Consider the following 24,584-nt stretch of genomic DNA (forward strand, 5'->3'; position numbering starts at 1 on the left):
GAATGCTATGGCATCTAAATCTTATGAAAAATTGGTAGAAGATATCAGCAAATTATCTGTGCTCGAGTTGAGCGAATTGGTAAAAGCGCTAGAAACAACTTTTGGTGTTTCTGCTGCAATGCCAGTTGCCGCTGCTGCACCTGCTGCACAAGCTGATGCTGGCGCTGCAAAAGCTGAAGAAAAATCAAGCTACAAAGTTAAGCTCGTTGAAGCTACAGATAAAATCAAAGCAATTAAAGCGTTGCGTCAAGTATTGCCAAATCTTGGATTGGGCGATGCAAAAGCAGCAGTTGAAGCTTTGCCATATGCTGTAGGTGAAATGCCAAAAGCGGACGCTGAAAAAGCTAAAAAGACATTAGAAGAAGCTGGCGCTAAAGTTGAGTTGGCGTAAGCAAACGCTTTGAATGTAGTAAGTTGGAATCGCTATCAGTTTATTTTATTGGACATGTTTTCAATAAAAGCTGATAAAGAGTTGCATAGGGAGGAACAGCTGCATGTCTAACATGCGCATGGATAACGGTATCGTTCGGAAATCGTTTGGTAAAATTAAAGATATAGTACCAGTTCCCGATTTGATAGCTATACAATCAAAGTCCTTTAATGATTTTGCGCAGTTGGATTATCTTCCTGCAGAAAGACAATTAATTGGGCTTGAAAAAGTATTGAGAGATATTTTTCCTATCGATTACGAAGATAAGATGTCTCTTGAATATGTAAGCTATGAATTGGGCGAGTGGTCATGTACATGCGGCAAACTTAAAGGTATTGCAAATCGTTATACATGGAGCTGTTCTTCGTGTAAGAAATCTGATTGTTCACGCCTTGATGATCAGTTACATTGTACATTCTGCAAAAAGAAAACTGCACGTTATAAGACGTGCTCGAACTGTTTAGCACGTGTTACCGTGCAAATGGCTATGAACTTGGATGAATGCCGTTCAAGCGGACAAACATTCTCGATGCCATTAAAAATTAAAGTTCAGTTGATGACGTGGGATGTCGATGAAACTGGAAATAAGGTAGTTCGCGATATTAAAGAACAGGATATTTTCTTTGCAGATGTGCCAGTAATGGCAGATTTATATGAGGAAAACGGTGTTTTCAAAGTTGGTAATACCGGCACCTTCCTTATCAATGGCGTTGATCGCGTTGTTGTAAGTCAGCTGCATCGTTCTCCTGGAGTGGTGTTTACGCAAAGTAAAAAAGTAAAAGACTTGCGTGGACGCCCTTATTACATAGCGCGAATTATTCCAATGCGTGGATCTTGGCTTGATTTCGAATTTGATAGCAACGATCATCTTTATGTACGTATTGATAAAAAGAAAAAAATGTTGGTTACCACTTTCTTGCAGGCGCTTGGTGTTGCTCGTGAGAATGTTATCAAACTTTTTTATCCTTTTGATCATGTCTATTTTGCAAAAGATGAGTTTTATCGAATTGTTGATATCAATTTAATTGGTCAGCGACTTGAAAAAGGAATGCTCCCAGATAAAATCGGTGATGAATTTATCGGGGTTCGTGTTACTGAATCTCTTCTTGAGCGGCTTACGAAAGCGGGAATTGACAGAGTCTTGCTCAAAAAAGCGAGTTTGATTAATCGTGTTTTTGGTGCGGATGTTGTTGACCCTGAAACGGGTGAGATTCTTGCTGAACAAGGCCAATCGTTTACAGAAGAACATTATGAAAAATTCAGCCGACTAAAAAAATTAGAATTTGATTTAATTAGTGCGTCTGGTTATGTATTGCAGCCAACAGTAGCAATGACATTGCAACAGGATCGTTGCTATTCTGAAGAAGATGCTCTTAAAGAACTTCATTCTAAAATTTGGCCTGGTGATAGTTCATCAATTAAAGAAATTAAAGAACGTTTAGAAGCGATGCTATTCTCAAGCCGCTTATATGATCTGACTCGTGTCGGCCGTATACGTATGAATCGCAAACTCGGAATTGACGTCAATAAAGACGTTCATGTTCTGACAAAGGAAGATATTTTTGCGACGGTAAAATATCTCATTAATTTGCGTGAGCTTGGAGAAGGTGAGCTTGATGACATTGACCACTTGGGCAATCGTCGCGTTCGTCTCGTTGGTGAATTACTCACAAACCAAATTTATGTTGGATTCTTGCGCATTGAGCGTATCATTCGTGAACGCTTTAGAACGCAAGATGCACATACTGGCTTAATGCCTCAAGATTTGCTCAATATAAAACCACTTGGTGCTGTATTGCGTGAATTCTTTGGTACAGGGCAGCTTTCTCAGTTTATGGATCAAACAAATCCACTAGCTGAAATTGCGCATAAACGACGTCTTTCTGCCCTCGGGCCCGGTGGCGTGATGAAAGATCGTGCTACGTACGAAATTCGTGACGTACATACTTCCCACTACGGCCGTATTTGTCCTATCGAGACACCTGAAGGTCAAACTATTGGTTTGATTTCTTCGTTAGCAACGTATGCTTTGGTTAACGATCTAGGATTTATCGAAACGGCGTATCGTCCTGTACAAAAGGCGAAGGTTAAAGACGAAGTTATATTCTTGGATGCATTCCAAGAACAAAATAAGTATATTGCACAGGCAGATTTCGGCTTCCATCATGTTAATAAGGGGGAAGGTGCAAAAGTTGTCGCTCGTCATGAAGGTAACTTTTTGTATGAAGAACCCCAAAAAATCGATTACGCCGATTTATCTCCTAAGCAGCTGGTTTCTGTTTCTACTGCCTTGATTCCATTCTTAGAGCACGATGACGCAACCCGTGCACTTATGGGATCAAACATGCAACGTCAAGCGGTTCCTATTATTAGATGCCAATCACCACTTGTTGGTACTGGTATGGAGAAAGAAATCTGTAAGTCTTCAGGCGCTGTCTTAATGGCGCGTCGTCCTGGGCTTGTTGATTACGTTTCTTCTGAAAAAATAGTAGTACGCGCAGACGAAAGCGGCTTTGCAAATACAGAAGATTGGATAGCTAACGGTGTTGATGTTTACTATTTAAGAAAATATCAACGTTCAAGCTACAGTACCTGGATTCACCATACGCCACTCGTTAAACGTGGACAACGCGTTCAAACAGGCGATATTCTCTCTAATGCGCAAGCGATTAAAGAGGGTGAATTAGCGCTCGGTACAAATCTTCTGGTAGCATTTATGCCGTGGCACGGATACAACTTCGAGGACGCAATCGTTGTAAGTAAACGATTAGTTGCACAAGATGTACTTTCATCGGTTCATATTGATGAATACATTGTAGATGCAAGAGACACCAAGCTTGGGCCTGAAGAAATTACCAAAGATATTCCAAACGTAAGTGAAAATGCACTGGCTTGCCTAGATGAAGAGGGCATTGTACGTGTTGGTACTCGCGTTAAAGCTGGCGATATCTTAGTTGGTAAAGTAACACTCAAAGGTGATATTCAATATTCGCCTGAAGAGAAGTTATTGCGAGCAATTTTTGGTGAGAAATCACGAGAAGTTCGTGATACTTCATTACGCGTACCGCCTGGTGTTGAAGGTACTGTTATCGACGTAAAAGTATTCTCTAGAAGCGGTATTCGTAAGGATAAGCGCTACAAAGATATGGTTACGAAGTTAACAGAAAAACTTGAAGCTGAATTCCGTGAGCATAATGAATTTTTACAGCTTATGATTAGCGAAAAAATTCGAGCAATGCTTGCTGGCGTAGAAGCTGCAAATAAAACTTCTGCTAAGTTAGTTAAAAATAAGAAATATGATGAACAAGCGTTAGCTGGATTGCTTTTTGACGAGTTGATCGTTCTTCGTGCTGAAGATAAAAAGATCAATGAAACAATAGAGCACTTGCAGCATTCTTTTGAGAACCAAAAACGTATTTTGATTGGTTTGAAAGAAGAACGCATTAATAAGTTGAAACGCGGAGACCCATTGCCATCTGGTGTTATTAAGATGGTGAAAGTCTATATCGCAAGCAAACGTCACGTTTCAGTAGGTGATAAACTTGCTGGTCGTCACGGTAATAAAGGTGTGGTTTCTATCATTGTTCCACGCGAAGATATGCCTTACTTGGAAGACGGTACTCCTGTAGATATCGTTTTAAACCCAGTCGGTATCGTATCTCGTATGAACGTGGGACAAATCCTTGAAACAGCTTTAGGGCTTGTGGGCCGCGAAATTGGTAAGAAGTTCAATGTACTTGTTGCAGATGCTCAAGAAGCTGTATTGAAAAAAGAACTTGAACAATGCTACGGCAAGGAATTGGTTGCTTCTTACGAAGAACTTTATGGTAAAGAGGGAATTACCCAACTGGCTGAAAAAACAGCGCAAGAAGGGGTTCACTATAAGACGCCGGTGTTTGACGGTGCCTCACTCGACCTAGACGTTCGACCAATGTTGAAAGATGCAAACTTGCCGGATAACGGCTCATTTAGATTGCTTGATGGTAGATCTGGCGAATATTTTGATCAGCCAGTTACTGTCGGTTCAATTTACATGATGAAACTGAACCACATGGTTGAGGATAAGTTGCACGCTCGTTCTGTCGGGCCATACTCATTAGTTACGCAACAGCCTCTTGGCGGTAAAGCGCAAATGGGTGGCCAGCGTCTTGGAGAAATGGAAGTGTGGGCATTAGAAGCGTATGGCGCAGCATATACCTTGCAAGAGTTATTGACCTATAAATCTGATGACGTTAACGGTAGACCTAAAGTGTACGATGCAATCGTACGTGGCGAAAGAATTCCTGAGCCTGGATTGCCAGAAGCGTTTAACGTTTTAATCAAAGAACTCCAAAGTGTAGGGTTGCGAGTGGATCTGTTTAAGACTGGCAAGGAGGAAATCAGTGAGTAATCAGGTTTTAGAACGCTTTAGAGAATATATCAGCGGAACTCACTTTAACGCGATGAAGCTTGGGCTTGCATCGCCAGAGAAGATACGCTCGCTTTCTTACGGCGAAGTTAAAAAGATAGAAACGATTAACTATCGAACATTAAAGCCTGAACGCGATGGGCTTTTCTGTGCGCGCATTTTCGGTCCTGTAAAGGACTGGGAATGCAACTGCGGTAAATATAAGAGAATGAAACACCGTGGTGTAACGTGCGAAAAATGTGGGGTTGAAGTAATTCAATCACGCGTTCGCCGTGAGCGTATGGGGCACATCGAATTAGTAGCGCCAGTTGCTCACATTTGGTTCCTTAAAGGGATTCCAAGTTACTTGAGCCTTGTTTTTGATATGTCGGTTAAAGATCTTGAGCGTGTGATTTACTTTGATGCTTATATTATTATTAAGCAGGGAAAATCACCGTACCCAATTAAGACGCTTTTAACGAGTGGCGACTATGAGCGTTATATGGAAGCTCATCCGGAAGACACTGAGTTTAAAGCTGATATGGGTGCTGAAGCTATAAAAGAGATCCTTTCTGGCTTTGATTTAAACATTGAAGTTGCAAAACTAAAGCATGAATATGCAAAGGCGACCTCAGTAGCACTGCGTCATAAAATTATGCGCAGAATAAAAGTGCTTACTGGTCTCATCCAAGCCGATATTAAACCTGAATGGATGGTATTTGGCGTATTGCCTGTATTACCACCAGATTTGCGCCCATTGGTTCCTCTTGAAGGTGGTAGATTTGCTAGTTCAGATTTGAACGAGCTCTATCGCCGTGTTCTTAACAGAAATATTCGTCTACAGCGCTTGATGGAAATTGAAGCGCCGTCCGTTATTATTAAGAACGAAAAGCGCATGCTTCAAGAGTCGGTTGATGCATTGATCGATAATGGTCGTCGTGGACAACCGGTTCGCGGTACTAATCGCCGTCCTTTGAAATCGTTGAGCGAAATGCTTCGCGGTAAACAAGGTCGTTTCCGTCAGAACTTACTTGGTAAACGTGTTGACTATTCTGGTCGTTCAGTGATCGTTGTTGATCCTGAATTGAAGATGGATCACTGCGGCTTGCCAAAAATTATGGCACTTGAGCTTTTCAAGCCGTATATTTATGCAGGCTTGATGGAACGAGAATTAGCGCCAAACCTTCGTATAGCAAAAAGAATGGTTGAAGAGGGGGCACAAGAGATTTGGGATGTTCTAGAAGGCGTCGTAAAAGATCGCCCAGTTCTTCTCAATCGTGCACCGACGCTGCATCGTTTAGGTATTCAAGCGTTTTATCCGATCTTGGTCGATGGTAAAGCTATTAAAATTCATCCGCTCGTTTGTGCCGCGTTTAACGCAGACTTCGACGGTGACCAAATGGCAGTACACATTCCATTGAGCGATAAAGCACAAGAAGAATCAAAAACATTGCTTCTTTCAACAAAAAACATTCTTTCTGCTGCTAATGGTAAATCGGTCGCGGTTCCAAGTCAGGACATGGTTCTTGGCTTGCACTACATTACTAAAGTGCGTTGCAATGCTAAAGGCGAAGGCCTTTCTTTCTCGAGCGTGAGAGAAGTGATCACTGCCTATCAGCATGATCAAGTAGCATTACATGCGAAAGTTAAAGTTCGCCTGGCATCTGGTAAAATAGCTGAAACAACTACCGGTCGCGTCGTTCTTTATAACGCGCTTCCAGTTGGTGCCGATTTTAATTGGGTAAATAAAGTTATTGCCAAGAGTGATTTGACCAAAATGGTTGAGCGTATTTACTATCAGTTTGGTACGCAAGCAACCGTTGAATGTCTTGATAGAATTAAGAAATTAGGCTTCTACTACGCAACTCAAAGTGGCGTTTCTTTCTCTCTTGCAAACCTCATGGTTCCTAAACAGAAGAATGAGATTGTTGGCAAGGCAGAAAAGAGCGTTAAGCGTATTGAAGATCTTTATATGGATGGTGTTATCACCAATAGAGAACGTTACAACCAAGTTATTAGTATTTGGGGACATGCAACTGCTGATGTTGCAAAAGAAGTAACGCGTAATCTAGAGCAAGAAAACGATTCTGCATTCTTGAATAAAGATAAAGAATTTAAGCCATTTAACCCGATTTTCATGATGCTTGATTCTGGAGCCCGTGGTTCTAAGGATCAAATTAAGCAGCTTGTTGGTATGCGTGGATTGATGTCTACTCCAACGGGCGAAATTATGGAAACACCGGTAAAGAGTAACTTCAAAGATGGATTAAACGTTTTTGAATACTTTGTATCTACTCACGGAGCTCGTAAAGGTCAGTCCGATACGGCGCTTAAAACAGCAAACTCTGGTTATTTGACTAGAAGACTTGTTGACGTTGCGCAAGACGTGGTCGTTACGATGGCCGATTGTAAATCACTTGGTTATGTTGAACTTGAAGATCTTAAAGAGGGTGGAGACACGCTTCTTTCTCTCTCAAGCAGAACGTATGGCCGTATTGTTGCAATCGATATCAAAGACCGCGTAAGTGGGCAACTTCTTTTCAAACAAGGCGATTTGGTACGTAGAGATGATGTTGATAAAATTGCAAATTCTGCAGTAGCTAAAATACCGGTTCGTTCGGTGCTTACGTGCCAAGCGAAGCGTGGAATTTGTTCAATGTGCTACGGTCTTGACCTTTCTAAAGGTAGACTTGTAGACGTTGGCACAACCGTTGGTATTATTGCAGCGCAATCGATCGGTGAACCTGGTACACAGCTGACCATGAGAACGTTCCACTTTGGTGGTACTGCTTCTGGTACGGGTGAACAGTCATCTATTGTTACAAAACACGCTGGTATTATTCAACTCCGTGGTGTTCGTACCCTTGAAAATCGTGATGGTAAAGCGGTCAATATGAGCCGTAAATCGCGATTGGTGGTTACTTCGCCCGATGGTCGTGAATTGCAACAGCATGAACTAGAATATGGCACCACATTGCTTGTTGAAGATAAACAAGAAGTAAAAGTTGGTACCGTTCTTGCTGAGTGGGATCCAAACAGTCGCGTGGTCTTAACGGAGCGTGCTGGTAAGGTACAATATGTTGATTTAGTACAGAATGTTACGGTTCAAGATATTTTTGATGAAGCAACAAATAAATCGTCAAAGATTGTTCTTGAGCATAAAAATGATAAGTATCAACCTGCAATCAACATCGTTGATGATGAAGGCAATGAACTAGCCTCGTATTACCTACCTCCTGCTTCCTATCTTGTTGTTGAAGATGGTCAGCGAGTGAGTGTTGCAGACGTGCTTGTGAAAATGCCTCGAGAAATTTCAAAAACCAAAGATATCGCGAGTGGTTTGCCGCGTATTGCTGAGCTCTTTGAAGCTCGAGTACCGAAAGACCCAGCTATTATCTCCGATATCGATGGTGAAGTGGTATTTGGTGGCTTGCATCGTGGTTTGCGTAAAGTGACGGTAAGCAATGGTTATGAAACCCATGACTATTTTGTACCGCGCGGTAAGCAGATTATGGTGATGAATGGCGATAAAGTAAGCGCTGGCGATCCTCTTACAACAGGAACTCCAGTTCTTCACGATATCTTGCGCATCATGGGCCCTGAAGTATTGCAAAAATATCTCGTAAATCAGATTCAAGAGATTTATTTGCTGCAAGGTGTTGATATTAACGATAGACACGTTGAATTAATTGTTCGACAAATGTTGCGTAAAATCCGCATTGTTGAACCAGGTGATTCAGACTTCTTAGTAGGTGATCGCGTTGATCGCATTCACTTTAAAGCAGTCAACAGTCTCCTTCAAGCTGAAGGTAAGAAAGTTGCTTCAGGTAAACCTACGCTCATGGGTCTGACCCTTGCATCGTTGGATACAGAAAGCTTTATTTCTGCCGCTTCGTTCCAGGAAACAACTAAAATCTTAGCTGCTGCGGCAGTTGAGGGACAAGTTGATTACTTGTACGGATTGAAAGAGAACGTAATCATTGGTAAATTAATTCCTGCTGGTACTGGCGTAGTTCAGTTCAAAGATAAGTACTTAGGTACCGATGAACATGATTTTGAACGTCAGGCCCGCATCGAAGAAATGAATGAAATGCAAAGAATAAGAGAATCGTAAAATAACGTGTAGGCGCGTAGCTCAGTGGTAGAGCATTGCTTTGACGTAGCAAGGGTCAACGGTTCAATCCCGTTCGCGCCTACCAGTAAAACGATCAACTAGAGTAAAGGTTTATCCATGGCGGAAGTTACAAAAAATTCGATAATTGAAAAAAATCGTAAACATGCAAACGATACAGGTTCTGCAGAAGTTCAAATCGCGCTTCTTACAGATCATATTAATCGTTTGACAGAGCACTTTGATAGTCACAAAAAAGACTATTCATCTAAACGTGGTTTGCTTAAGAGTGTTAACAAAAGACGTAGATTCTTAGAATATCTTAAGCACAATGATGAAGAACAATATAAAGCGTTAGTCGGACGTTTGAATCTCAGATAAATTATAATAAGTTCAACAATCGCTTTACTATAAACGATATAAGGTCAAAATAAATGGTAAAAAAATTTAGGTTAGAAGAGTTTGGATACGAAGTAACCCTCAACAAATTTGCCCAACAAGCTGACGGAGCTGTGTGGTTTGCACAAGGTGGTACCGTCATATTGGCAACCGTTGTTTCCGCTCCCTCGCCGGAGTTTCCAGGCTTTTTACCATTGACGGTTGATTATCGTGAGCAGTTTGCTGCTGCAGGTAAAATTCCGGGTGGCTATTATAAGCGCGAAGGAAGATTTACCGATAAAGAGATTTTGACCGGCCGTCTTATCGACCGCGCAATTCGTCCACTCTTTCCGGAAAATTACTTTAACCAAATTCAAAGTTTGGCAACCGTTTATTCTGTTGATAAAGAACATTCTCCGCACACTATTTCTCTCATTGCGATGTCGTTAGCGCTTACCATTTCCAAAATCCCTTTCATGGGCCCAGTTGGAGCGGTGGAAGTTGCTCGCGTGAATGGTGAATGGATTTTTAATCCTACCTATTCGCAAACAAAAGAATCTGATGTGAAAATTATCGTCGCGGGAACAGCAGAAGGTATTTGTATGGTGGAAGGTTGCACCAGCGAAATTTCTGAAGAGCAATTCCTAGATGTTCTTTTCAAAGCACATGAAAAAATTAAAAAGCAAGTTGCATGGCAAGAAGAAATTTGCCGTGAAGTTGGCGTGATGAAAGAAAGCATTGCCGACGGTATTGCATGGGCTGAGTGGAAAGAACAAATTGAAGTGTTCTTGACGCCTGATAAAGTTTCAGCATGCTTCATCTCTGATAAAATTAAACGTGATCAAGTGATGTCGCTTCTTTATGATCAAGCAAAAGCACATTTTGAGCCACTTGCTCAAGAGAAAAAAGTTTCTATGGCAGTTGTCGATTATGTTTACGACAACGTTCTTAAAGAAAAAATTACCCGCCTTATTTTTGAAAAAGGGCAACGTCTTGATGAACGAGATTTTGATCAAGTTCGTCAGATTTCAGTAGAAGTTGGCCTCTTGCCGTTTGCACACGGATCAGGTTTATTCAAACGTGGTCGCACACAAGTTCTTGCAAGCGTAACAATGGGTGGCGGTCAGGATGAACAAAAAGTTGAAGATCTCATGGGCAATACGATCGAAAAATCGTTCATGCTTCATTATAACTTTCCATCATTCTCTGCTGGTGAAGTTCGCCCAAATCGCGGACCAGGTCGCCGCGAAGTTGGCCACGGTTATCTAGCTGCATCGGCACTGAGCCCAATGCTTCCAGATAAAGAACAATTTCCTTATACGATTCGTGTTGTAGCTGATGTTCTTGAATCAGATGGTTCAACCTCTATGGGAACTGTTTGTAGTTCAACAATGGCACTTATGAATGCCGGTGTTCCAATTCGCAAAATGGTCAGCGGAATTGCTATGGGATTGCTCGGCAGCCCAACTGGTAAATTCCAAGCGTTGACCGATATTAACGGCACTGAAGATGCGTACGGATTAATGGATTTTAAAGTAGCTGGTACCCAAGAAGGTATTACCGCTATCCAAATGGATATCAAATACAAAGGTGGATTATCGCGCTCAGTATTTGAAGCTGCTCTTGAGCAAGCTAAAAAAGGTCGTTTGCACATTTTGCGCGAAATGCAAAAAGTAATGACAACGCCAAATCCATTATCAGATTTAGTACCAAAAGTTATTATGTTCAAAGTTGCAACCGATAAAATCGGCGCGATTATCGGTACAGGTGGCAAAGTTATTCGTGATATTATCGATAAAACTGGCACCACGATCGATATCGAAGATGATGGCTTGGTTAAAATCTACGGTGGCCCTGATGCTAAAGTTGAGCAAGCAATTAACTGGGTTAAATTGCTTGGCGGCTTGATCGAGAAGGGTAGTGTCCACGAAGGCAAAGTTAGACGTGTTGCTGAATTCGGACTCTTTGTTGAGTTGGTTCCTGGCCAAGACGGATTGGTACATATTTCTATGATTCCACGCGAAAAACAACGCGATCTGCAGCGTGAATATCCGATCGATAGCGACGTTAAAGTAGAAGTTGTTGATTACGATCCAGCGACCGGCAGAATCCGTCTAAAATTGCTTGATCAATAAAAAAACTGTAGAGAGGGCCGCGCATATGCATCGTTCGTATCAGCGGCTTTCTCATCAGGTTCGCCCTACTCGGATTACTTATAATGTTTTTGATTATGCAGACGGCTCGGTTTTACTTGAAATAGGCAAAACGCGTGTCATTTGCGGCGTAACGTTATCTTCTGGCGTGCCACATTTTCTTAAAGGCAAGCAGCAAGGTTGGCTAACGGCTTCCTATTCTCTGTTACCCACGTCTACAAAAAATCGTATTGAGCGAGAAAGTGCTGCAAAGCGCAATGAACGTTCGGTGGAAATTTCTCGTCTTATTGGCAGATCTTTACGCACTATCATTAAATTCTCTATTCTTGGTGAACGCACTATCAATGTTGATTGTGATGTGCTACAAGCTGATGGTGGTACGCGTGCTGCGTGTATAACCGCCGCAAGTATTGCACTTCGCCTTGCACAAAATCGTTGGCTTTCCCAGCAGTTGATTAAAGAACCGATCATGAGCGATGAGATTGCCGCATTATCGGTTGGTGTTCAAAACGGTAACTGCTTGGTAGATTTAGATTTTGCTGAAGATAGTAAAGTTGCAGCCGATTTCAATTTCGTATTCACTAAATCTGGCAAAATTATTGAGATTCAAGGAACTGCAGAGCGTGAACCACTTTCTTGGCACGAAATAGAAGCGATGAGCGCGCTTGCTTGGCAAGGAACGCAAACACTTTTTGAATTGTGCCCCGTTCCAGTTTCTGATGTAAAATCGGCCGAAACACTTGGGCAAAAAATTCTCGAGCAAAATTTCTAAACGAGAGATGTTGCATGAATCTTACCTCTTTTATGCGCACGATCGATCAGGCGCAGATCTATCAAGATCATGCAATTCTTGCACTTAAGGCACCCGAATATCCGCTTCTTTTTTCCAGTGCATTACTCAAAAAAATAAAACAACAAAGCGCATTAGAATGCGTTATGCTCGATCTTGAGCAGCGGGAAGATGCGAGCTTAAAGGCGGAGCTTTCCGTTGGTTTTTTAGGGCAACGTGTTCTTTATTGGCTGGGTGATTTGAGTCGTCTAGAAAATAAACGACACAAAGTGCTGCTTCAGTTTCTTTCTTCCTATCGTGGGCCGCATTTAATTGTTTTTTATAGCGATCTGTTTGAATCTTCATCAAATCAACAATTAATTATCGAACTTAAAGAAAAAATCACGCGTGAAGAGCTATCCTCGCTCGCAGTTTGCTTGATGGGCTCTACCGACACAAAGCATCTTGATGCACTTTTAACGCAGCATGAAACATATGCAGTTGAAGCTGGTTGCTTGCTCATCCAATATGCAAGTATTATGAGTCGCCCAATGGTGCACGATTTCCAAACGAAGTGGTTAACGCAGATTATCGCCGGAGAAAGTTCACTTTTTACGCTCAGTGGCCATTTTTTTTCAGGAAATCAAAAATCTTTTTTTTCTCAGTGGCAGCTTCTGCGCGAAACGTACCCGGATATTTTTTGGATCGCGTTTTGGTCGGAGCAACTTTTTCGTGCCGCTTCATTTATTGAATTAATGCGAGCAAATGAACAAGTGCAAGCAAAAAAAATCGCATTTCGTTTGCCATTTATGTTTATTAAAGGAGCATGGCAAAATTATAATGTTGCGCAATTGCAACAAGCACACGATTTTTTATATCGCGTTGATTGCTCTTTCAAGCAAGGTGGTCAGCCATTTTCATTAGAACTTTTTTATTTGAAGTTCTTTTTAAACGAATTTAAGTAATTGGTTTTAGCTAATATCTTGGAAACAATAAAAAAGCATCGCTTTTTCAAGGCGATGCTTTTTTAAGATCTTTTGCAGATTATTTGTGCCGGTAGTTATTTGCTAGATAAAGTACGCCAGATCCTGCCGGAGCTAGAGCACTCGTAAATAAGATTTTTTTATTGAATGATGCATTGGGCTTTGCAGCTGCTGCCGTCAAATAAATACCGGCATACAAAGCAGGAAAGCTAACAATCGGATTTGCCAAAACGGTGGGTTCTCCTGAAAAATATTTTAACAATCCGTAGCTGCTCGAAGCTATAAAAGCTAATCCAGTGATCCCCTTAACTGCGCGAAACCATGTTTCATAATGCAATTTATCTGGGTTTTCTGCATAACTGACAACCATAGGAGCTATTCGTTGAGTCCATGGGAGCTTTGCTAATTTAACGTGGAGCGCTTTATCGAAAAGTTGAAATTCTACAATTAATCTCGGCTGCCAATTGGATGCACCTTTATATGTATATTTAAAATAATCAGGCGCCGATTCTTGAATGGGAAGTAGAAAAATTCCCTGCTCTTTGTGCGCTAATTGATGAAATTTTTTTCCTTGAATAATCTCAGTAGAAAGTGTGTATCCGAAACGATCTACTGCTTCCCCCATTGAACATTGATTTAAAAAATCTGCGATAGGTGTTTGCTTATCGATTAATTCTATCTGTTCCTTCGTGAAGAATTCTTTATTCATTGCTTGAAGTGCGATGGATAAATGAGCTAACAGTGCAATTAATAAATATTTCTTCATAGATCCCTTTGGTGGTATTGTTTAATGTTCTCAAAAAGGATACAGAGAAAAAGTTTTTTTCAAAGCATTATTAAATATTAAGTAATCCGGATGTGAGCTAGTTTAATGATCGCAACGAGAGAAATTGATATTCTTTTATCTCGCGCGCGACTGAGCCGTCAGCTTTTTTCATAATCAATCTGTCTTTATTTGCCATAAGCTCTTGTAATTCTTGGTACGTCGAAACATCTTCAAAAAGTTCTGCTAGTTTAAATTCTTTCAATGCGCCGTAGCCGAATTGATAGCCTAAAATAGCAATAACTTTATTATGCCGCACGCTGCTGATAACGAGCAATGCTCCTGGAATCCATAAAATATCGCCATTCTTTAATGAAGCATATTCGCTCATCTTTTTTAGATAAGTGCGGGCGGTCGTTGTATTTTTGAAAAAATAAGGAATTTGGCAAATTTGTGCTGCGCGTAGTATCAGGCCTGAAGTATCAAAACCTGCAAGCGGATAAAGTTGATGGTGGATCGACCAATAACGCGCTTTTTTTCCGGAAGAGCTCATTTTTTCTTTGAGCGAAAATTGAAAGCGTGGGTAGAAATGCGTGAGTGATGCGCCGCCCCAAATAAAAGGCACTTTGCCTTCACTTCGTTTTGCCCAATTTAATAATAGATTAACAAATTCTAGGATTTGTTCTTCTTTAGTTTCATATATGAGCGGTGCTACAACCGATTCTGGAATATGAATTGTTTGAAAAATATGGTGGCTTGGATCATAAACCCAAGCGATAAAATCGTCTTGTGGCTGTAGAGCCACAAATCGTGTTCCAGCAGAATAGGTTCTATTTGTTATTTCATCATAAAAAGGCAATTTGAGAGTAATCATTAACCCATCTTTACTTGCAGCCGTTGGTGCGCCCAGCGGTTTGGGAACATGACACGCCATAAGGTTTCTGCGTTTGAGTTCTTGAAATGGCATCACATATTTTTTCAGCGTCCAATACTGATTTGATTCATTTGAATTTTTATCTTCATAAAAAGCGGTGGGCGATTCAACAAGAACTTGCCCATCTTGTTCCTTTATAATGGTTACTTGTTCATTGAAAAGAAATTGATGAATACGCGGGCAAATAATTTTATCTTCCGCTGTGGGCCCCCAAGATGCACACATGCAATTATAATCGTTAATTGCAGATTCATCGTTAATTGGTGCTCCGATCGCATTTGCAACCGGCACGATGATAAAAGCTTTTTGTGCTAAAGCTGTGTGTGTTGTAAAGGTTATCGCGATGAAAAGAAGAGAACGAAAAGAATGGCTCATCATAGAGTGCTCCTTAATGATGCATTCCCCCCAGATCAGTAGCATACCATCAATATTCTAAAAAAGGTACGGCTTCGTTAGCTCTTCGCTCGAGCCTTTCTCATAAGCTTCTATAATATTTTGCGCTAAAACCGGATTAATTACGTTATTTTCTTTAAGTACGACGATCTGAGTTAAATAGATCGTGTGAGCAACGAGCACTGCAGGATTGTTGAATGAAAAAAGATGTTTTCTTTGTGGTACTTCAGTATTAGGTGGTTTATGTTGTAATTTTCTTTGATTATTCATAGAAAAGATATTAGCAGAGAAAAGAAAGAATAATGAGTAGGTCAGAATTTTCATAAAACGGTTCGGCTTTTAGTTTGATTTTAATTTTGACTATTATAATGTTTGCTTGTGTAGTATAAAATGTGGATTAAAAATCACAATGAGAGAAAAATGAAGCACACATTAAAAAAGTTATCTAAACAGATATTTTTTACCGCAATACTATTTTTATCTTGCACAAATAAATGCTCTTTAACAGATGAGCAGAAAATACTGATGACACAAGATACCGCTGGGGCAGCTCATTTACAAAAAAGACTTAATCGAAACGATTTACAAAAAGAAATATCGCAATTAAAAGAACAGCTACAATCAATTGATCAGCAGATAAAGAAAATGAGCAATCAGATAAAACGTCGCTCACGCCCCGTCGCTATTAAAAAACTTAAACGAGAAGCTGGAGCAGTTCAGGAGCGGTTAGAAAAAATGGAAAACGAACTTTCGCGCGAAAAATAATTTTATTTTTTTGAAAATCGATCCGGCTGAATAATGCCGCCAGAAATAATAAGGCTCATCGCTTCTTGCCGCGAAAGATCTACCGTGCGTAATTCTTGTTCAGGAACTGCAATAAGAAATCCGGTGGTCGGGTTCGGTGTTGTTGGAATAAATACTTTGTAAAAACGCTGTGCTTTGTTGGGGCTAATTTCTGCTGGAACTTCGCTTGTTAAAAATCCAATGCTGTAGACGCCAGCGCGAGGAAATTCAACCATCACCACATTTTGAAAGGTCAATTTATCTTGGCCGGTGAATGCTTGAACTAATTGCTTAATTCCAGAATAGACAGGATTAAAAAGTGGAACGCGTGCAACGATCGATTCTAAAAAATGTAAAAAACTCTTTAGGAAAAAAAGTTTAAAAATTGCACCGACAAGTAAAATAAGCAAGAATACAAGAATAATTTCTGAATGCGGAATCGATTGCAGATACGCAGGCTCCACTCGATAAATCGGCGCCAGCCATCCTTTAAGTAATCGGAAAGCGACATTAAACACCGCAATCGTGAGCGTTATTGGTAGTAAAACTAACAATCCATTAAAGAAAATCGATTTAAAAAAATCGAATAAATGAGTAATGAACGATTTTTCCATGGTATCCCTTGTATAAATCGAAGTTATGATTTTGGTACCCGATGTAAGTAAAACATTCGGGGAAATTTATGAAATTTCTTTTTGCAGCGTTTGTGATAACAGTCTACCAAGGGTTTGTGCATGATCGCAATCATCATCCTCGATCATTATGCGTAAAAGTGGCTCTGTTCCTGAGTAGCGGACTAAAATTCTTCCGTTGTGTAATTGACTCGTTGTGTGTTCAATAATATCTCGCAATGGCGGCTCAGATAAATCGCGGCGATTCTTTACGGGAATATTAATAATAATTTGAGGAAATTTCGTGAACGTATTCATTTCCCAATTTTGCGAATGAATAACCGATTGTGCAACGCGCAATGCAGTAAATATGCCGTCACCGGTAGGTAAATAGTCGTTCAAAATAATATGGCCCGATGGTTCTCCTCCTAGAAGAAGTTTTCGTGCTGTTAATTGCTCTGCAATATACTTATCGCCAACCGGGGTGCGTAACAATTCGATAGAACGTTCTTTGAGATACACTTCAAAGCCTTGATTGGTCATGACGGTGCCAACTACCATTTTTGTTTTTTTATAGAGCGGATGGCTTAAAATGAGCGCTAAGATGTCATCACCATTTTTTAACTGGCCGTACATATTTACCGCCATCACGCGATCTCCATCTCCATCAAAAGCAAATCCCATATCGGCTTGATGATCGACAACTGCTTTTTGAACTGCTTGCGTATGCAATGCGCCGCATTGTTTATTAATATTAACGCCGTTCGGGTGATCAAATAGGGTAATCACCTGCGCGCCAAGTGCGCTAAAAATCGCAGGTGCTATCGCTGAAGCGGCACCATGCGCGCAATCAAGAATAATTTTTTTCCCTGCAAGAAGTGATGCATCAAAATGCTGTGTAATTATCGATTGATATTCTTGAATAGCGTTATTCATCATGTACTGCGTGCCAAGCGCTGAGTAATTAAATTCTTTTGGTGCAACAATGAGTTCAGAAAGCGCTTTTTCATCAGCAGCGGTTAGTTTCCCGGTTGTTGCATCAATAATTTTAATGCCATTATCATAATAGGGATTATGCGAAGCTGAGATCATAATGGCCGCATCAAATTGTTGCTGTTTGCGCATAAGCGCGAGGACCGCGGGGCTTGTAAGCACATGTGCATCATGCACCGCGATAGGATGCAAAAATAAACCACTTTTGATCACCGATTTAACGAGCGAACAGGAAATGCGCGTATCGTGCGCAAGCAAAAGCGTAGGCGTCGGGCCATAGCGCTGCACTGCCCACGCGCCAAGTGCGTAACCGATCGATAATAACGTTTCGACCGTAAACGGTTCATCTCCTACTTTCGCGCGAATGCCATCGGTGCCAAAAAATGAGTTCATGCTGGTTGTTCCTGTGCGCTGACATTTACCGAAATTAATGATGGAGAACAGTGTAGCAGTTTAACTTCATCTGGTACAAAAAAATTATCTTGTGTAATGGCAATATGATGTGTGCCGATAGCAAGATCGCGAGCACTTAAATGAATTGCATCAAAATGTGCCGCCGTTTTTTTTAAAACATTTCTTTTTGCAGCGATCGTAAGCGTAATCGATTGCGGCGCCTGCACATTAATTCCTTCAGGAATATCAAACCATGCAATTGGCATAGTGATTGATTGCTCGATCATGTGCGATTGGCTTAAAAGATACCAAAAGGCATATCCGGTGAGCAGAGAAAATGTTTTAAGAACGAGGTTGCTCGTGAACGCCTGTTTTATCTGAACGAATTTCATATAAATCTCCTTGAACTTTATGTGCCGTGTGAACAATGCTCAGTTGTTGCTTCAAAAACAAATGAGCTTGTTTAGTAGTTAATTGTTCCATCACCGATCCGTTTGCTACGACGATGCATCCTGCAGATGCTGGTTGCATAATAAGTACTAATGCGTCTGTTTTTTGCGTCAGCATTTCCGCGCTAGCAATAAAATGATGAATATCATGCGTATTAGCTGTGCGCTGAATACTATGCGGATTGAATGATGCATTAATGCCAAAAAGTATGCCTGATTGAGAAATAAGCAATGCGCAGCTTTGATCAAACGAACTGCTTTCAACCATGAATGGTAAGAGTGATGGCTGCAGCGGCGCATTAATGTGCAGTTCACATTCAAGAAGCGGGTGCAGCGCATCTCGCTGCTCAATAATGCAAAAAAAAGATTTTCCAAGGGAGCGAGCATGAAGCGCAGCGCGCACTACTAAATCGATCCAATCATCGTGCGCCGAAGGCATGAGCGGTTGTGTTTTTTTAAATGTGATGAGTTGTTTTTGCAGTGATTGTTGGTGCGCAAGCATTAAAAGCATTATGATGCCGGGGCTATAGAGCAAAATAAATGTCATAATCGTATCGAGTTGCGCGTACGCAGCAACCAACATTAAAACGCATGACGCAATAAAGGAAAAAAGAAGAGGCGACGATCGATCTTTTTTGAGCCACGTGCTGATGGAAAAAATAATGGCGGCAAAAAAGAAAATCTCGAAAATATCCTTGAGGCAATAGATATTACTTTGATTAATAACCATAACCATGGTATGCCACATATTCATTGCTACTCCTGCTTTTTGGTGAGAGCCTATCTTTTCTTTTCTATTCCTACAAGAAGAATTTAGCGAGTGCAATCTTATCGATTTTTAAAAAAATGATGCACGCAATGGTGGGTTTGTTTTTCCGTGAACTTTTTTTCAAAAGTATTATACTGCAGGGCAGATTGATTACATTGTTATTTTATTGAGGCAAGGTTTTTATAAACTTCAGGAAAATTATGAGCATCATCAGAAGTACACAAAAAAACGTTTTACTTACTATGTTTTTAATAGCAAGCACTATTAATGCGGAGTCGGCTGGGATGCCAAAATTAGAAACAGATGAATGGCTCAATAGATTTGATCATATTTTGAAAGATTTGCCGCAAGAGGAGTTATTGAGGGCGTTGGCTGAGAGGCAAAAATGGAAGACGGTCCAAGCTATCGCTAAAACTACGCAAACTCAAAAGCCGGAAGATAGCGAAGCGCATTATTATTCGCCAAAATTCCCGACCGAACTTTCAAATGAAGAAAAAAAGCTCGATGTCTATAAACGAATAGCAAAAAAATATATAGGTACATTACCATCACATGTTGAGGATCTGGTTTCGTACTTTAAATACCATAAAGAATGTGTGGACGAAAACGTTTCTATACATAATAAGTTGCTCTTACATGGCAAACCGGGCACGGGCAAAACGCATCTTGTTAAAGTACTTTCTCAAGAATTGCAAATTCCCCTCATATCGTTTTCAGCATCTTTTTTTGGGGACAAGTATATAGGTGAATCATCCAGAAAAATCCGGTGCGCGTTTGAAGCTGCAAAAAAACTCAATCAGCCGGTTCTTGTTTTTATCGATGAGATTGACGCACTTGCGACTAAGAGAAAAGATAGCACCCATGAAGAGCATAGGGCTACGTTAATAACATTGCTAACTGAACTGCAGGAGCTTCAAAATAATAAGAATATTTTTTTTATTGTGGCGACCAATGATTTGGAGGCATTAGATCCAGCAGTTAAAGATAGATTTTCAGGATCGGTGTGCGAGATCAAGGAATTGGATAAAGTTGAAAAGACAAAACTGTATCAAAAAGCTTTTTTAGATCGAGGAATGGAAATTGAGGAAGAATTTGCGCAATGCTTAGCAGCTGTTACAGCTAAAGACTTTTCTAATCGAGATGTGGAATACATAGCGACGACAACGATTCTAAAGCGATTTTTAGATAGTAAGAAAAATCCTGAAGAATGCAAAAATAAGGGTCTGTGCTCTTACGCAAGAAAATCTATTGATTCGACCGGAAAAAAAGCAAGCTTTTATAATATTCTGACGCAAACATATTGCGATGGAATATAATGAAATATATCTACAACAAAATAATTATTGTATTCTCGCTTTTTATTTACACTCTTGGAGCTGAAGAAAAAGGAAGCTGTGCTAACTTTAGTCAAACAGCATCAAATACTACTCAATCAAATCAGTCGACTACGGCAGCGGTTCAATCAAGCCAGGCCGCGGCGCTAGCAGCTCAATCTCAACCGTCGTCCACTGATAAAAATAAAAACTATGGAAGTGATGATTCCGATTCATCTTCATCAGGGAAGGCTAATTCTAGCGGAAATTCCTACTCAGGCGTAATGGTGATGTGCAAAGCACAGAGTAGTAATTCCAAAGCAAATTATACAGCGATTGATAATTATATTGCGGATAAATATTGGAAAATCGCTGAAGAGAGAATTGCAGCGCGAAATGCTAGTGTTGCCTCAGCCAAAGCTGAAGCAAGTTCGTCGGCAAAATCGAAATATGAAGATTTGCTCGAGAGAGTTAGCAATAGGCAAAGCAGCATCTCAAATAATCTTTTAAAGGATGTATATGGGGGCTACAAAAGTAATACATCTTACCGTAATGTTTTTTTCAAGTATATCGCTGCCGCCAGTGCTTCGAAAAATAGCAACGCGAAATCGCGGCATGAATCTGAACTAGTTAATAACAGTATCTCGCCGCAGGCCGCCTTCGAAATAGGTTATAAAGCGCTTGAGTTAGTGGACAAATACTGGCCAGTTATTAAAACCGGTGCGCAAGCAACTATTGCGGGTGCGGCGGTCGTTTATGGTACGAGCAAAAATAAACAGGACCACGCCTATAATTCTTATAATAAAAGTACCACATCGGTAAAGAGCGCGGCGCATACAGCATTGCGTACCTATAATCGAGATCACGGTTATAACGATGCAAGTCTTTCGGTTACTGATAAGGTTGATAAGGTCTATACCGCATCTGAAATTCATGAATTGCGGGTCAAAGGGGTAGATTCACGCATATTGACTGTTGATGCGCAAGGGAATCCTATCCTTGATGAATCATCTCCAATTTATCCAGTTCCTATGACGTTGAGCGATTTAGAACGGTCGAACCAATTATATCCCGGACCGAATGGTTTTACTTCGATCGCGCCTTATAGGAACGATGGCAATCCATATGGAGCGGTTTTTCCAAATCCCGATTATTTAAATAAACCATTTTTGTTTGGGGATCAAGTTTCAGCTCAACCAGTTGAGCCGCCAAAAAATGTAGATACGCAAATACAGCCAACTGCACAAAGTGATTCAGCTGTAAAACCAAATGAAGAAAGTATTCCGACTAAAGTAGAGCAAATTGGCGAAGTATCAAACGAACCGGATCAAGATGGAGAACAGGAGCAGTTGGAAGATACCAATGCTCGCAAGGTAATTGAAAGTACTGCGCCACCCAAGAAGATGAAGATTTTGGTGCAAACAACAGTTGGGCATCAAAATCCAGCCAAAAAGAAAATAGATCCGCCAAGAAATGAGGATAGTGATAAACAAAAAGGAGGAGGTGGTGCTGCCGCAGGTGGCGGTGGAGGCAAGCCCCCTTGGGATGATGATTATGATTACCATAATTGGGAAAATAGGAAAAATAAAAACATATTTCGTATTTTAAACCGGGATAAAATTAAAGAATCCATTGCGCATAATACAACAAAGAATAGACTCCACCATTTTTTTGATAAAGAAGGGCATGGATTTTTTAAATTGTTTAATAACATCGGTGGCAAAAATGAAGATACGCAAAAAAAAATAGTTAATGATGTGATAAAAGAACTATTTGAGAGCGTAAAATTACCGGATGAGGGAAGATTTGATAATCTTCCGATTAATCTCATGGGAGAAACTATTTATGTGAGGGGCTTTGTCCAAGATGGGGTCATTAAGATTGGAACAATGTTTATTCCTAAATAAGAATGATACTAATGAAAAAAGCTATTCCGTTCGAAGAATTTGAACAAGCAGTGATGTCTAAAATTATGGAGCGAGATAATTCCATAAATATTATATTACGAGAACAATATAATAGATCGCATGTGATAAGCCGCGACTTTACGGGGGTAGGTTTTTTTACGACTTTTGAAGTTGCCACAGAAGCATCGCGGATAACGGAACCAGTTCCGAATGCATATGGGGACGTCGAAGCTATTATTAATGGTATCGGCGGTTATGGGTTTATTCTGTTCATAAAAAACGGAACCATGAGCTTTCTTGAAGGATATACTTGGCGTGATGAGTGGCCGAAATTAATCAATAATTTTGTTTTAGTTCACTCCGATAAATAAAAAGAAACCACTTGAAGAAGTAGGGAAAAGGGCGTGCTTTTTGGCGAATGCGACGAAGAGCAAAAAGCCAATTAATGGCCAAGAAGCATTGAATAATTCATATTCTTACAGTGATAGTAGGGGTCGGATTGGAATAAGCAACGGGGAATTCGTTGTTTTAAGATACACCCAACCAAGAGTTTATCATGGATATGCAGTGCCGTGGGAGAAGTTAACAGATCCAATGAAAAATGCCCTAAAAAGCGCGGGAAAGGTCACTAGTCAAGGAAAGATCATCACATGAAGAAAGTAATTTCTATATTTAAGATATCAGAAGATAGTTTTATAGAACTCTATTTTCCGGATCTAAGAAATAAGCAGAATTTCTATTGTGCGCCAACCAGCGCCTTGCATAAATTTGATGAAGTAACCGCACAGCTAAACATAAATCATAAAACCATCCTTTTGCAAGAGGGCGAGCTTAGGGATATGATTTGGGTCCTTTATAGAAAGTTGCAAAGGGCGCAGCAAAAAACTTGCGAACTTCCGAATTGGATTGAGATTGGAGATTTTGTTCGTTGTTTAAACGAATCAGATAAGGATGACGCAGAGCAAAGATATAAGGATATAGATTTCAGCAATTTTTGGTTATGGTCGATGGCTAGTGGGGCGCAATCGTTCGTATATACGCGAAATGGCAAAATATATTTAGAGGTTGGATATATCTATAAATGGCATAGTCGCGAGCGAAAGGATTCTGATACCGATTATATTCCATATGAAGAATTTATAAAAAACTACAAACCAATTTTGGTTCAAGAAATAACTCCTGAAATGGCACAAGAATGGTCTGCTCAGTGCGAATCTTTGATAAAGCAGATCGAATGAGCTCATATACATGAACTGGAAAGAGAAATTAAAAAAATTAGAGTTTGCTAAAAATTGGGACGCAGCAATTGAGTTTATGCAAGGTGCAATTAGAGAAGACCCAAACAATATTGATAAATATCTCTTTATAAATTACCTATTAATGAATTTATCAGTTGAAGAAGAATATGATAAAAGCAAGCAGAAATATTATAAGACTTTAGCAAAATGGTATTTCGATGAAGCATATTCAAAGTTTTATGAAAACCCCGAATTTTTGCATTTAACAGCAAAAACTGCGGTCATGAGCGAATGGTTCTTTGGAATAACCGATGATGACTATCGTAGAATGTTAGAAAAAGCGCATGATATAGAGCCTCAAAATCCTCTTTATCAAGAATCATACTTTTATGATCTTGAAAGTAAAAATCCCGAAAGCGATGAGCTTATCTCATACGCAAAGATGATATTGAGTGTTAATTCTCCAATCAAAAAGCAATTGAGTAACAAAGGAGCTTTGGGCGAATATATAATGGAACTGCAACAGGGCTGGGCCCAGGATGTATTAAAGGTTGCCGATCGTTTAAAAAGACAGAAAAACCAAAATTGAGAACTGAAAATAAACATGCTAAACCAAATGCAAAATAAATTGACAAACCTACAGGCATTTAATGCAATGCGAAAATTCTTAGAGCTTTATTATACACAAACAAGCTCAGATGACGTGGGCTCATTGCTAGACGATTTACAAATTCTAAAAGATGGTAAAACTGCTGACCCCGCTGCCTGGAATGATTGGATTGACTGTGTTGAAGAAATCTTGAAACGGGACTAGGTGGTTTGTATAA

At 40.2% G+C, this 24,584-nt stretch carries 21 protein-coding genes and 1 tRNA gene; 15 read left to right on the forward strand and 7 right to left on the reverse strand.

The features are described from left to right. Positions 1–7: 7 nt before the first annotated feature. From rplL to HYX58_00995, 8 genes are all read left to right on the forward strand, one after another. Entirely contained in the window at positions 8–391 is a 384-nt protein-coding gene (rplL, locus tag HYX58_00960; protein MBI2774554.1) for a 50S ribosomal protein L7/L12, read from the forward strand. Positions 392–494: 103 nt separating this feature from the next. Next, complete coding sequence (rpoB, locus tag HYX58_00965; protein ID MBI2774555.1) at positions 495–4,820, forward strand: DNA-directed RNA polymerase subunit beta; 4,326 nt, start codon at positions 495–497, stop codon at positions 4,818–4,820. Between the two features lie 52 nt (positions 4,821–4,872). After that, complete coding sequence (rpoC, locus tag HYX58_00970; GenBank protein MBI2774556.1) at positions 4,873–8,931, forward strand: DNA-directed RNA polymerase subunit beta'; 4,059 nt, start codon at positions 4,873–4,875, stop codon at positions 8,929–8,931. 10 nt (positions 8,932–8,941) lie between these two features. Continuing rightward, positions 8,942–9,016: transfer RNA gene (locus tag HYX58_00975), tRNA-Val, on the forward strand. Positions 9,017–9,048: 32 nt separating this feature from the next. Then, complete coding sequence (gene rpsO, locus HYX58_00980) at positions 9,049–9,309, forward strand: 30S ribosomal protein S15 (GenBank protein MBI2774557.1); 261 nt, start codon at positions 9,049–9,051, stop codon at positions 9,307–9,309. A gap of 53 nt (positions 9,310–9,362) precedes the next feature. Further along, the gene (locus tag HYX58_00985; GenBank protein MBI2774558.1) at positions 9,363–11,441 is read left to right on the forward strand and encodes a polyribonucleotide nucleotidyltransferase; all 2,079 of its coding nucleotides are present in this window, start codon (positions 9,363–9,365) and stop codon (positions 11,439–11,441) included. Between the two features lie 25 nt (positions 11,442–11,466). Then, positions 11,467–12,231, forward strand: coding sequence for a ribonuclease PH (gene rph / locus HYX58_00990; protein ID MBI2774559.1), 765 nt, complete (start codon positions 11,467–11,469; stop codon positions 12,229–12,231). A gap of 14 nt (positions 12,232–12,245) precedes the next feature. Then, on the forward strand, positions 12,246–13,193 hold the full coding sequence (locus tag HYX58_00995) for a hypothetical protein (protein MBI2774560.1): 948 nt from the start codon (positions 12,246–12,248) through the stop codon (positions 13,191–13,193). 79 nt (positions 13,194–13,272) lie between these two features. Here the strand turns inward: HYX58_00995 and HYX58_01000 are convergent, their stop codons facing one another. The 3 genes from HYX58_01000 to HYX58_01010 all read right to left on the reverse strand — a co-directional run bounded on the left by HYX58_01000 (position 13,273) and on the right by HYX58_01010 (position 15,625). Further along, entirely contained in the window at positions 13,273–13,977 is a 705-nt protein-coding gene (locus tag HYX58_01000) for a hypothetical protein (protein ID MBI2774561.1), read from the reverse strand. Positions 13,978–14,074: 97 nt separating this feature from the next. Then, the gene (locus tag HYX58_01005; GenBank protein MBI2774562.1) at positions 14,075–15,286 is read right to left on the reverse strand and encodes a hypothetical protein; all 1,212 of its coding nucleotides are present in this window, start codon (positions 15,284–15,286) and stop codon (positions 14,075–14,077) included. Positions 15,287–15,340: 54 nt separating this feature from the next. Further along, a complete protein-coding gene (locus tag HYX58_01010) occupies positions 15,341–15,625 on the reverse strand; it encodes a hypothetical protein (protein MBI2774563.1) in 285 nt (94 codons plus the stop codon). A 96-nt stretch (positions 15,626–15,721) separates the two neighbouring features. Between HYX58_01010 and HYX58_01015 the strand changes: the two genes are divergently transcribed. Beyond that, positions 15,722–16,066 (forward strand): hypothetical protein, encoded by a 345-nt coding sequence (locus HYX58_01015; GenBank protein MBI2774564.1) that lies wholly within the window; start codon positions 15,722–15,724, stop codon positions 16,064–16,066. A 2-nt stretch (positions 16,067–16,068) separates the two neighbouring features. Here the strand turns inward: HYX58_01015 and HYX58_01020 are convergent, their stop codons facing one another. From HYX58_01020 to HYX58_01035, 4 genes are all read right to left on the reverse strand, one after another. After that, a complete protein-coding gene (locus tag HYX58_01020) occupies positions 16,069–16,698 on the reverse strand; it encodes a DUF502 domain-containing protein (GenBank protein MBI2774565.1) in 630 nt (209 codons plus the stop codon). Between the two features lie 66 nt (positions 16,699–16,764). Continuing rightward, a complete protein-coding gene (gene glmM / locus HYX58_01025; protein MBI2774566.1) occupies positions 16,765–18,081 on the reverse strand; it encodes a phosphoglucosamine mutase in 1,317 nt (438 codons plus the stop codon). Continuing rightward, the gene (locus HYX58_01030) at positions 18,078–18,473 is read right to left on the reverse strand and encodes a hypothetical protein (GenBank protein MBI2774567.1); all 396 of its coding nucleotides are present in this window, start codon (positions 18,471–18,473) and stop codon (positions 18,078–18,080) included. The genes glmM and HYX58_01030 overlap by 4 nt, the downstream gene beginning before the upstream one ends. Then, on the reverse strand, positions 18,424–19,284 hold the full coding sequence (locus tag HYX58_01035) for a hypothetical protein (GenBank protein MBI2774568.1): 861 nt from the start codon (positions 19,282–19,284) through the stop codon (positions 18,424–18,426). Before HYX58_01035 ends, HYX58_01030 begins: the two co-directional genes overlap by 50 nt. A gap of 215 nt (positions 19,285–19,499) precedes the next feature. On the opposite strand from HYX58_01035, the gene HYX58_01040 reads away from it, so the two are divergent. From HYX58_01040 to HYX58_01065, 6 genes are all read left to right on the forward strand, one after another. Continuing rightward, complete coding sequence (locus tag HYX58_01040) at positions 19,500–20,615, forward strand: AAA family ATPase (protein ID MBI2774569.1); 1,116 nt, start codon at positions 19,500–19,502, stop codon at positions 20,613–20,615. Then, positions 20,615–22,519, forward strand: a complete 1,905-nt coding sequence (locus HYX58_01045; GenBank protein ID MBI2774570.1) for a hypothetical protein — start codon at positions 20,615–20,617, stop codon at positions 22,517–22,519. Before HYX58_01040 ends, HYX58_01045 begins: the two co-directional genes overlap by 1 nt. Before the next feature lie 11 nt (positions 22,520–22,530). Beyond that, complete coding sequence (locus HYX58_01050) at positions 22,531–22,890, forward strand: hypothetical protein (GenBank protein ID MBI2774571.1); 360 nt, start codon at positions 22,531–22,533, stop codon at positions 22,888–22,890. Positions 22,891–23,169: 279 nt separating this feature from the next. After that, on the forward strand, positions 23,170–23,757 hold the full coding sequence (locus HYX58_01055) for a hypothetical protein (protein ID MBI2774572.1): 588 nt from the start codon (positions 23,170–23,172) through the stop codon (positions 23,755–23,757). Positions 23,758–23,767: 10 nt separating this feature from the next. Then, complete coding sequence (locus tag HYX58_01060) at positions 23,768–24,346, forward strand: hypothetical protein (GenBank protein ID MBI2774573.1); 579 nt, start codon at positions 23,768–23,770, stop codon at positions 24,344–24,346. Positions 24,347–24,373: 27 nt separating this feature from the next. Beyond that, a complete protein-coding gene (locus HYX58_01065; protein ID MBI2774574.1) occupies positions 24,374–24,571 on the forward strand; it encodes a hypothetical protein in 198 nt (65 codons plus the stop codon). Positions 24,572–24,584: the final 13 nt, after the last annotated feature.

The organism is Candidatus Dependentiae bacterium (assembly GCA_016191325.1).
Lineage (GTDB): Bacteria > Babelota > Babeliae > Babelales > JACPOV01 > JACPOV01.

Excerpts from the sequence above, each read along its gene's own strand:
- rplL (MBI2774554.1), top strand. The coding sequence starts at position 8 with ATGGCATCTAAATCTTATGAAAAATTGGTAGAAGATATCAGCAAATTA.
- rpoB (MBI2774555.1), top strand. The coding sequence starts at position 495 with ATGTCTAACATGCGCATGGATAACGGTATCGTTCGGAAATCGTTTGGT.
- rpoC (MBI2774556.1), top strand. The coding sequence starts at position 4,873 with ATGAAGCTTGGGCTTGCATCGCCAGAGAAGATACGCTCGCTTTCTTAC.
- rpsO (MBI2774557.1), top strand. The coding sequence starts at position 9,049 with ATGGCGGAAGTTACAAAAAATTCGATAATTGAAAAAAATCGTAAACAT.
- HYX58_00985 (MBI2774558.1), top strand. The coding sequence starts at position 9,363 with ATGGTAAAAAAATTTAGGTTAGAAGAGTTTGGATACGAAGTAACCCTC.
- rph (MBI2774559.1), top strand. The coding sequence starts at position 11,467 with ATGCATCGTTCGTATCAGCGGCTTTCTCATCAGGTTCGCCCTACTCGG.
- HYX58_00995 (MBI2774560.1), top strand. The coding sequence starts at position 12,246 with ATGAATCTTACCTCTTTTATGCGCACGATCGATCAGGCGCAGATCTAT.
- HYX58_01000 (MBI2774561.1), bottom strand. The coding sequence starts at position 13,977 with ATGAAGAAATATTTATTAATTGCACTGTTAGCTCATTTATCCATCGCA.
- HYX58_01005 (MBI2774562.1), bottom strand. The coding sequence starts at position 15,286 with ATGATGAGCCATTCTTTTCGTTCTCTTCTTTTCATCGCGATAACCTTT.
- HYX58_01010 (MBI2774563.1), bottom strand. The coding sequence starts at position 15,625 with ATGAAAATTCTGACCTACTCATTATTCTTTCTTTTCTCTGCTAATATC.
- HYX58_01015 (MBI2774564.1), top strand. The coding sequence starts at position 15,722 with ATGAAGCACACATTAAAAAAGTTATCTAAACAGATATTTTTTACCGCA.
- HYX58_01020 (MBI2774565.1), bottom strand. The coding sequence starts at position 16,698 with ATGGAAAAATCGTTCATTACTCATTTATTCGATTTTTTTAAATCGATT.
- glmM (MBI2774566.1), bottom strand. The coding sequence starts at position 18,081 with ATGAACTCATTTTTTGGCACCGATGGCATTCGCGCGAAAGTAGGAGAT.
- HYX58_01030 (MBI2774567.1), bottom strand. The coding sequence starts at position 18,473 with ATGAAATTCGTTCAGATAAAACAGGCGTTCACGAGCAACCTCGTTCTT.
- HYX58_01035 (MBI2774568.1), bottom strand. The coding sequence starts at position 19,284 with ATGAATATGTGGCATACCATGGTTATGGTTATTAATCAAAGTAATATC.
- HYX58_01040 (MBI2774569.1), top strand. The coding sequence starts at position 19,500 with ATGAGCATCATCAGAAGTACACAAAAAAACGTTTTACTTACTATGTTT.
- HYX58_01045 (MBI2774570.1), top strand. The coding sequence starts at position 20,615 with ATGAAATATATCTACAACAAAATAATTATTGTATTCTCGCTTTTTATT.
- HYX58_01050 (MBI2774571.1), top strand. The coding sequence starts at position 22,531 with ATGAAAAAAGCTATTCCGTTCGAAGAATTTGAACAAGCAGTGATGTCT.
- HYX58_01055 (MBI2774572.1), top strand. The coding sequence starts at position 23,170 with ATGAAGAAAGTAATTTCTATATTTAAGATATCAGAAGATAGTTTTATA.
- HYX58_01060 (MBI2774573.1), top strand. The coding sequence starts at position 23,768 with ATGAACTGGAAAGAGAAATTAAAAAAATTAGAGTTTGCTAAAAATTGG.
- HYX58_01065 (MBI2774574.1), top strand. The coding sequence starts at position 24,374 with ATGCAAAATAAATTGACAAACCTACAGGCATTTAATGCAATGCGAAAA.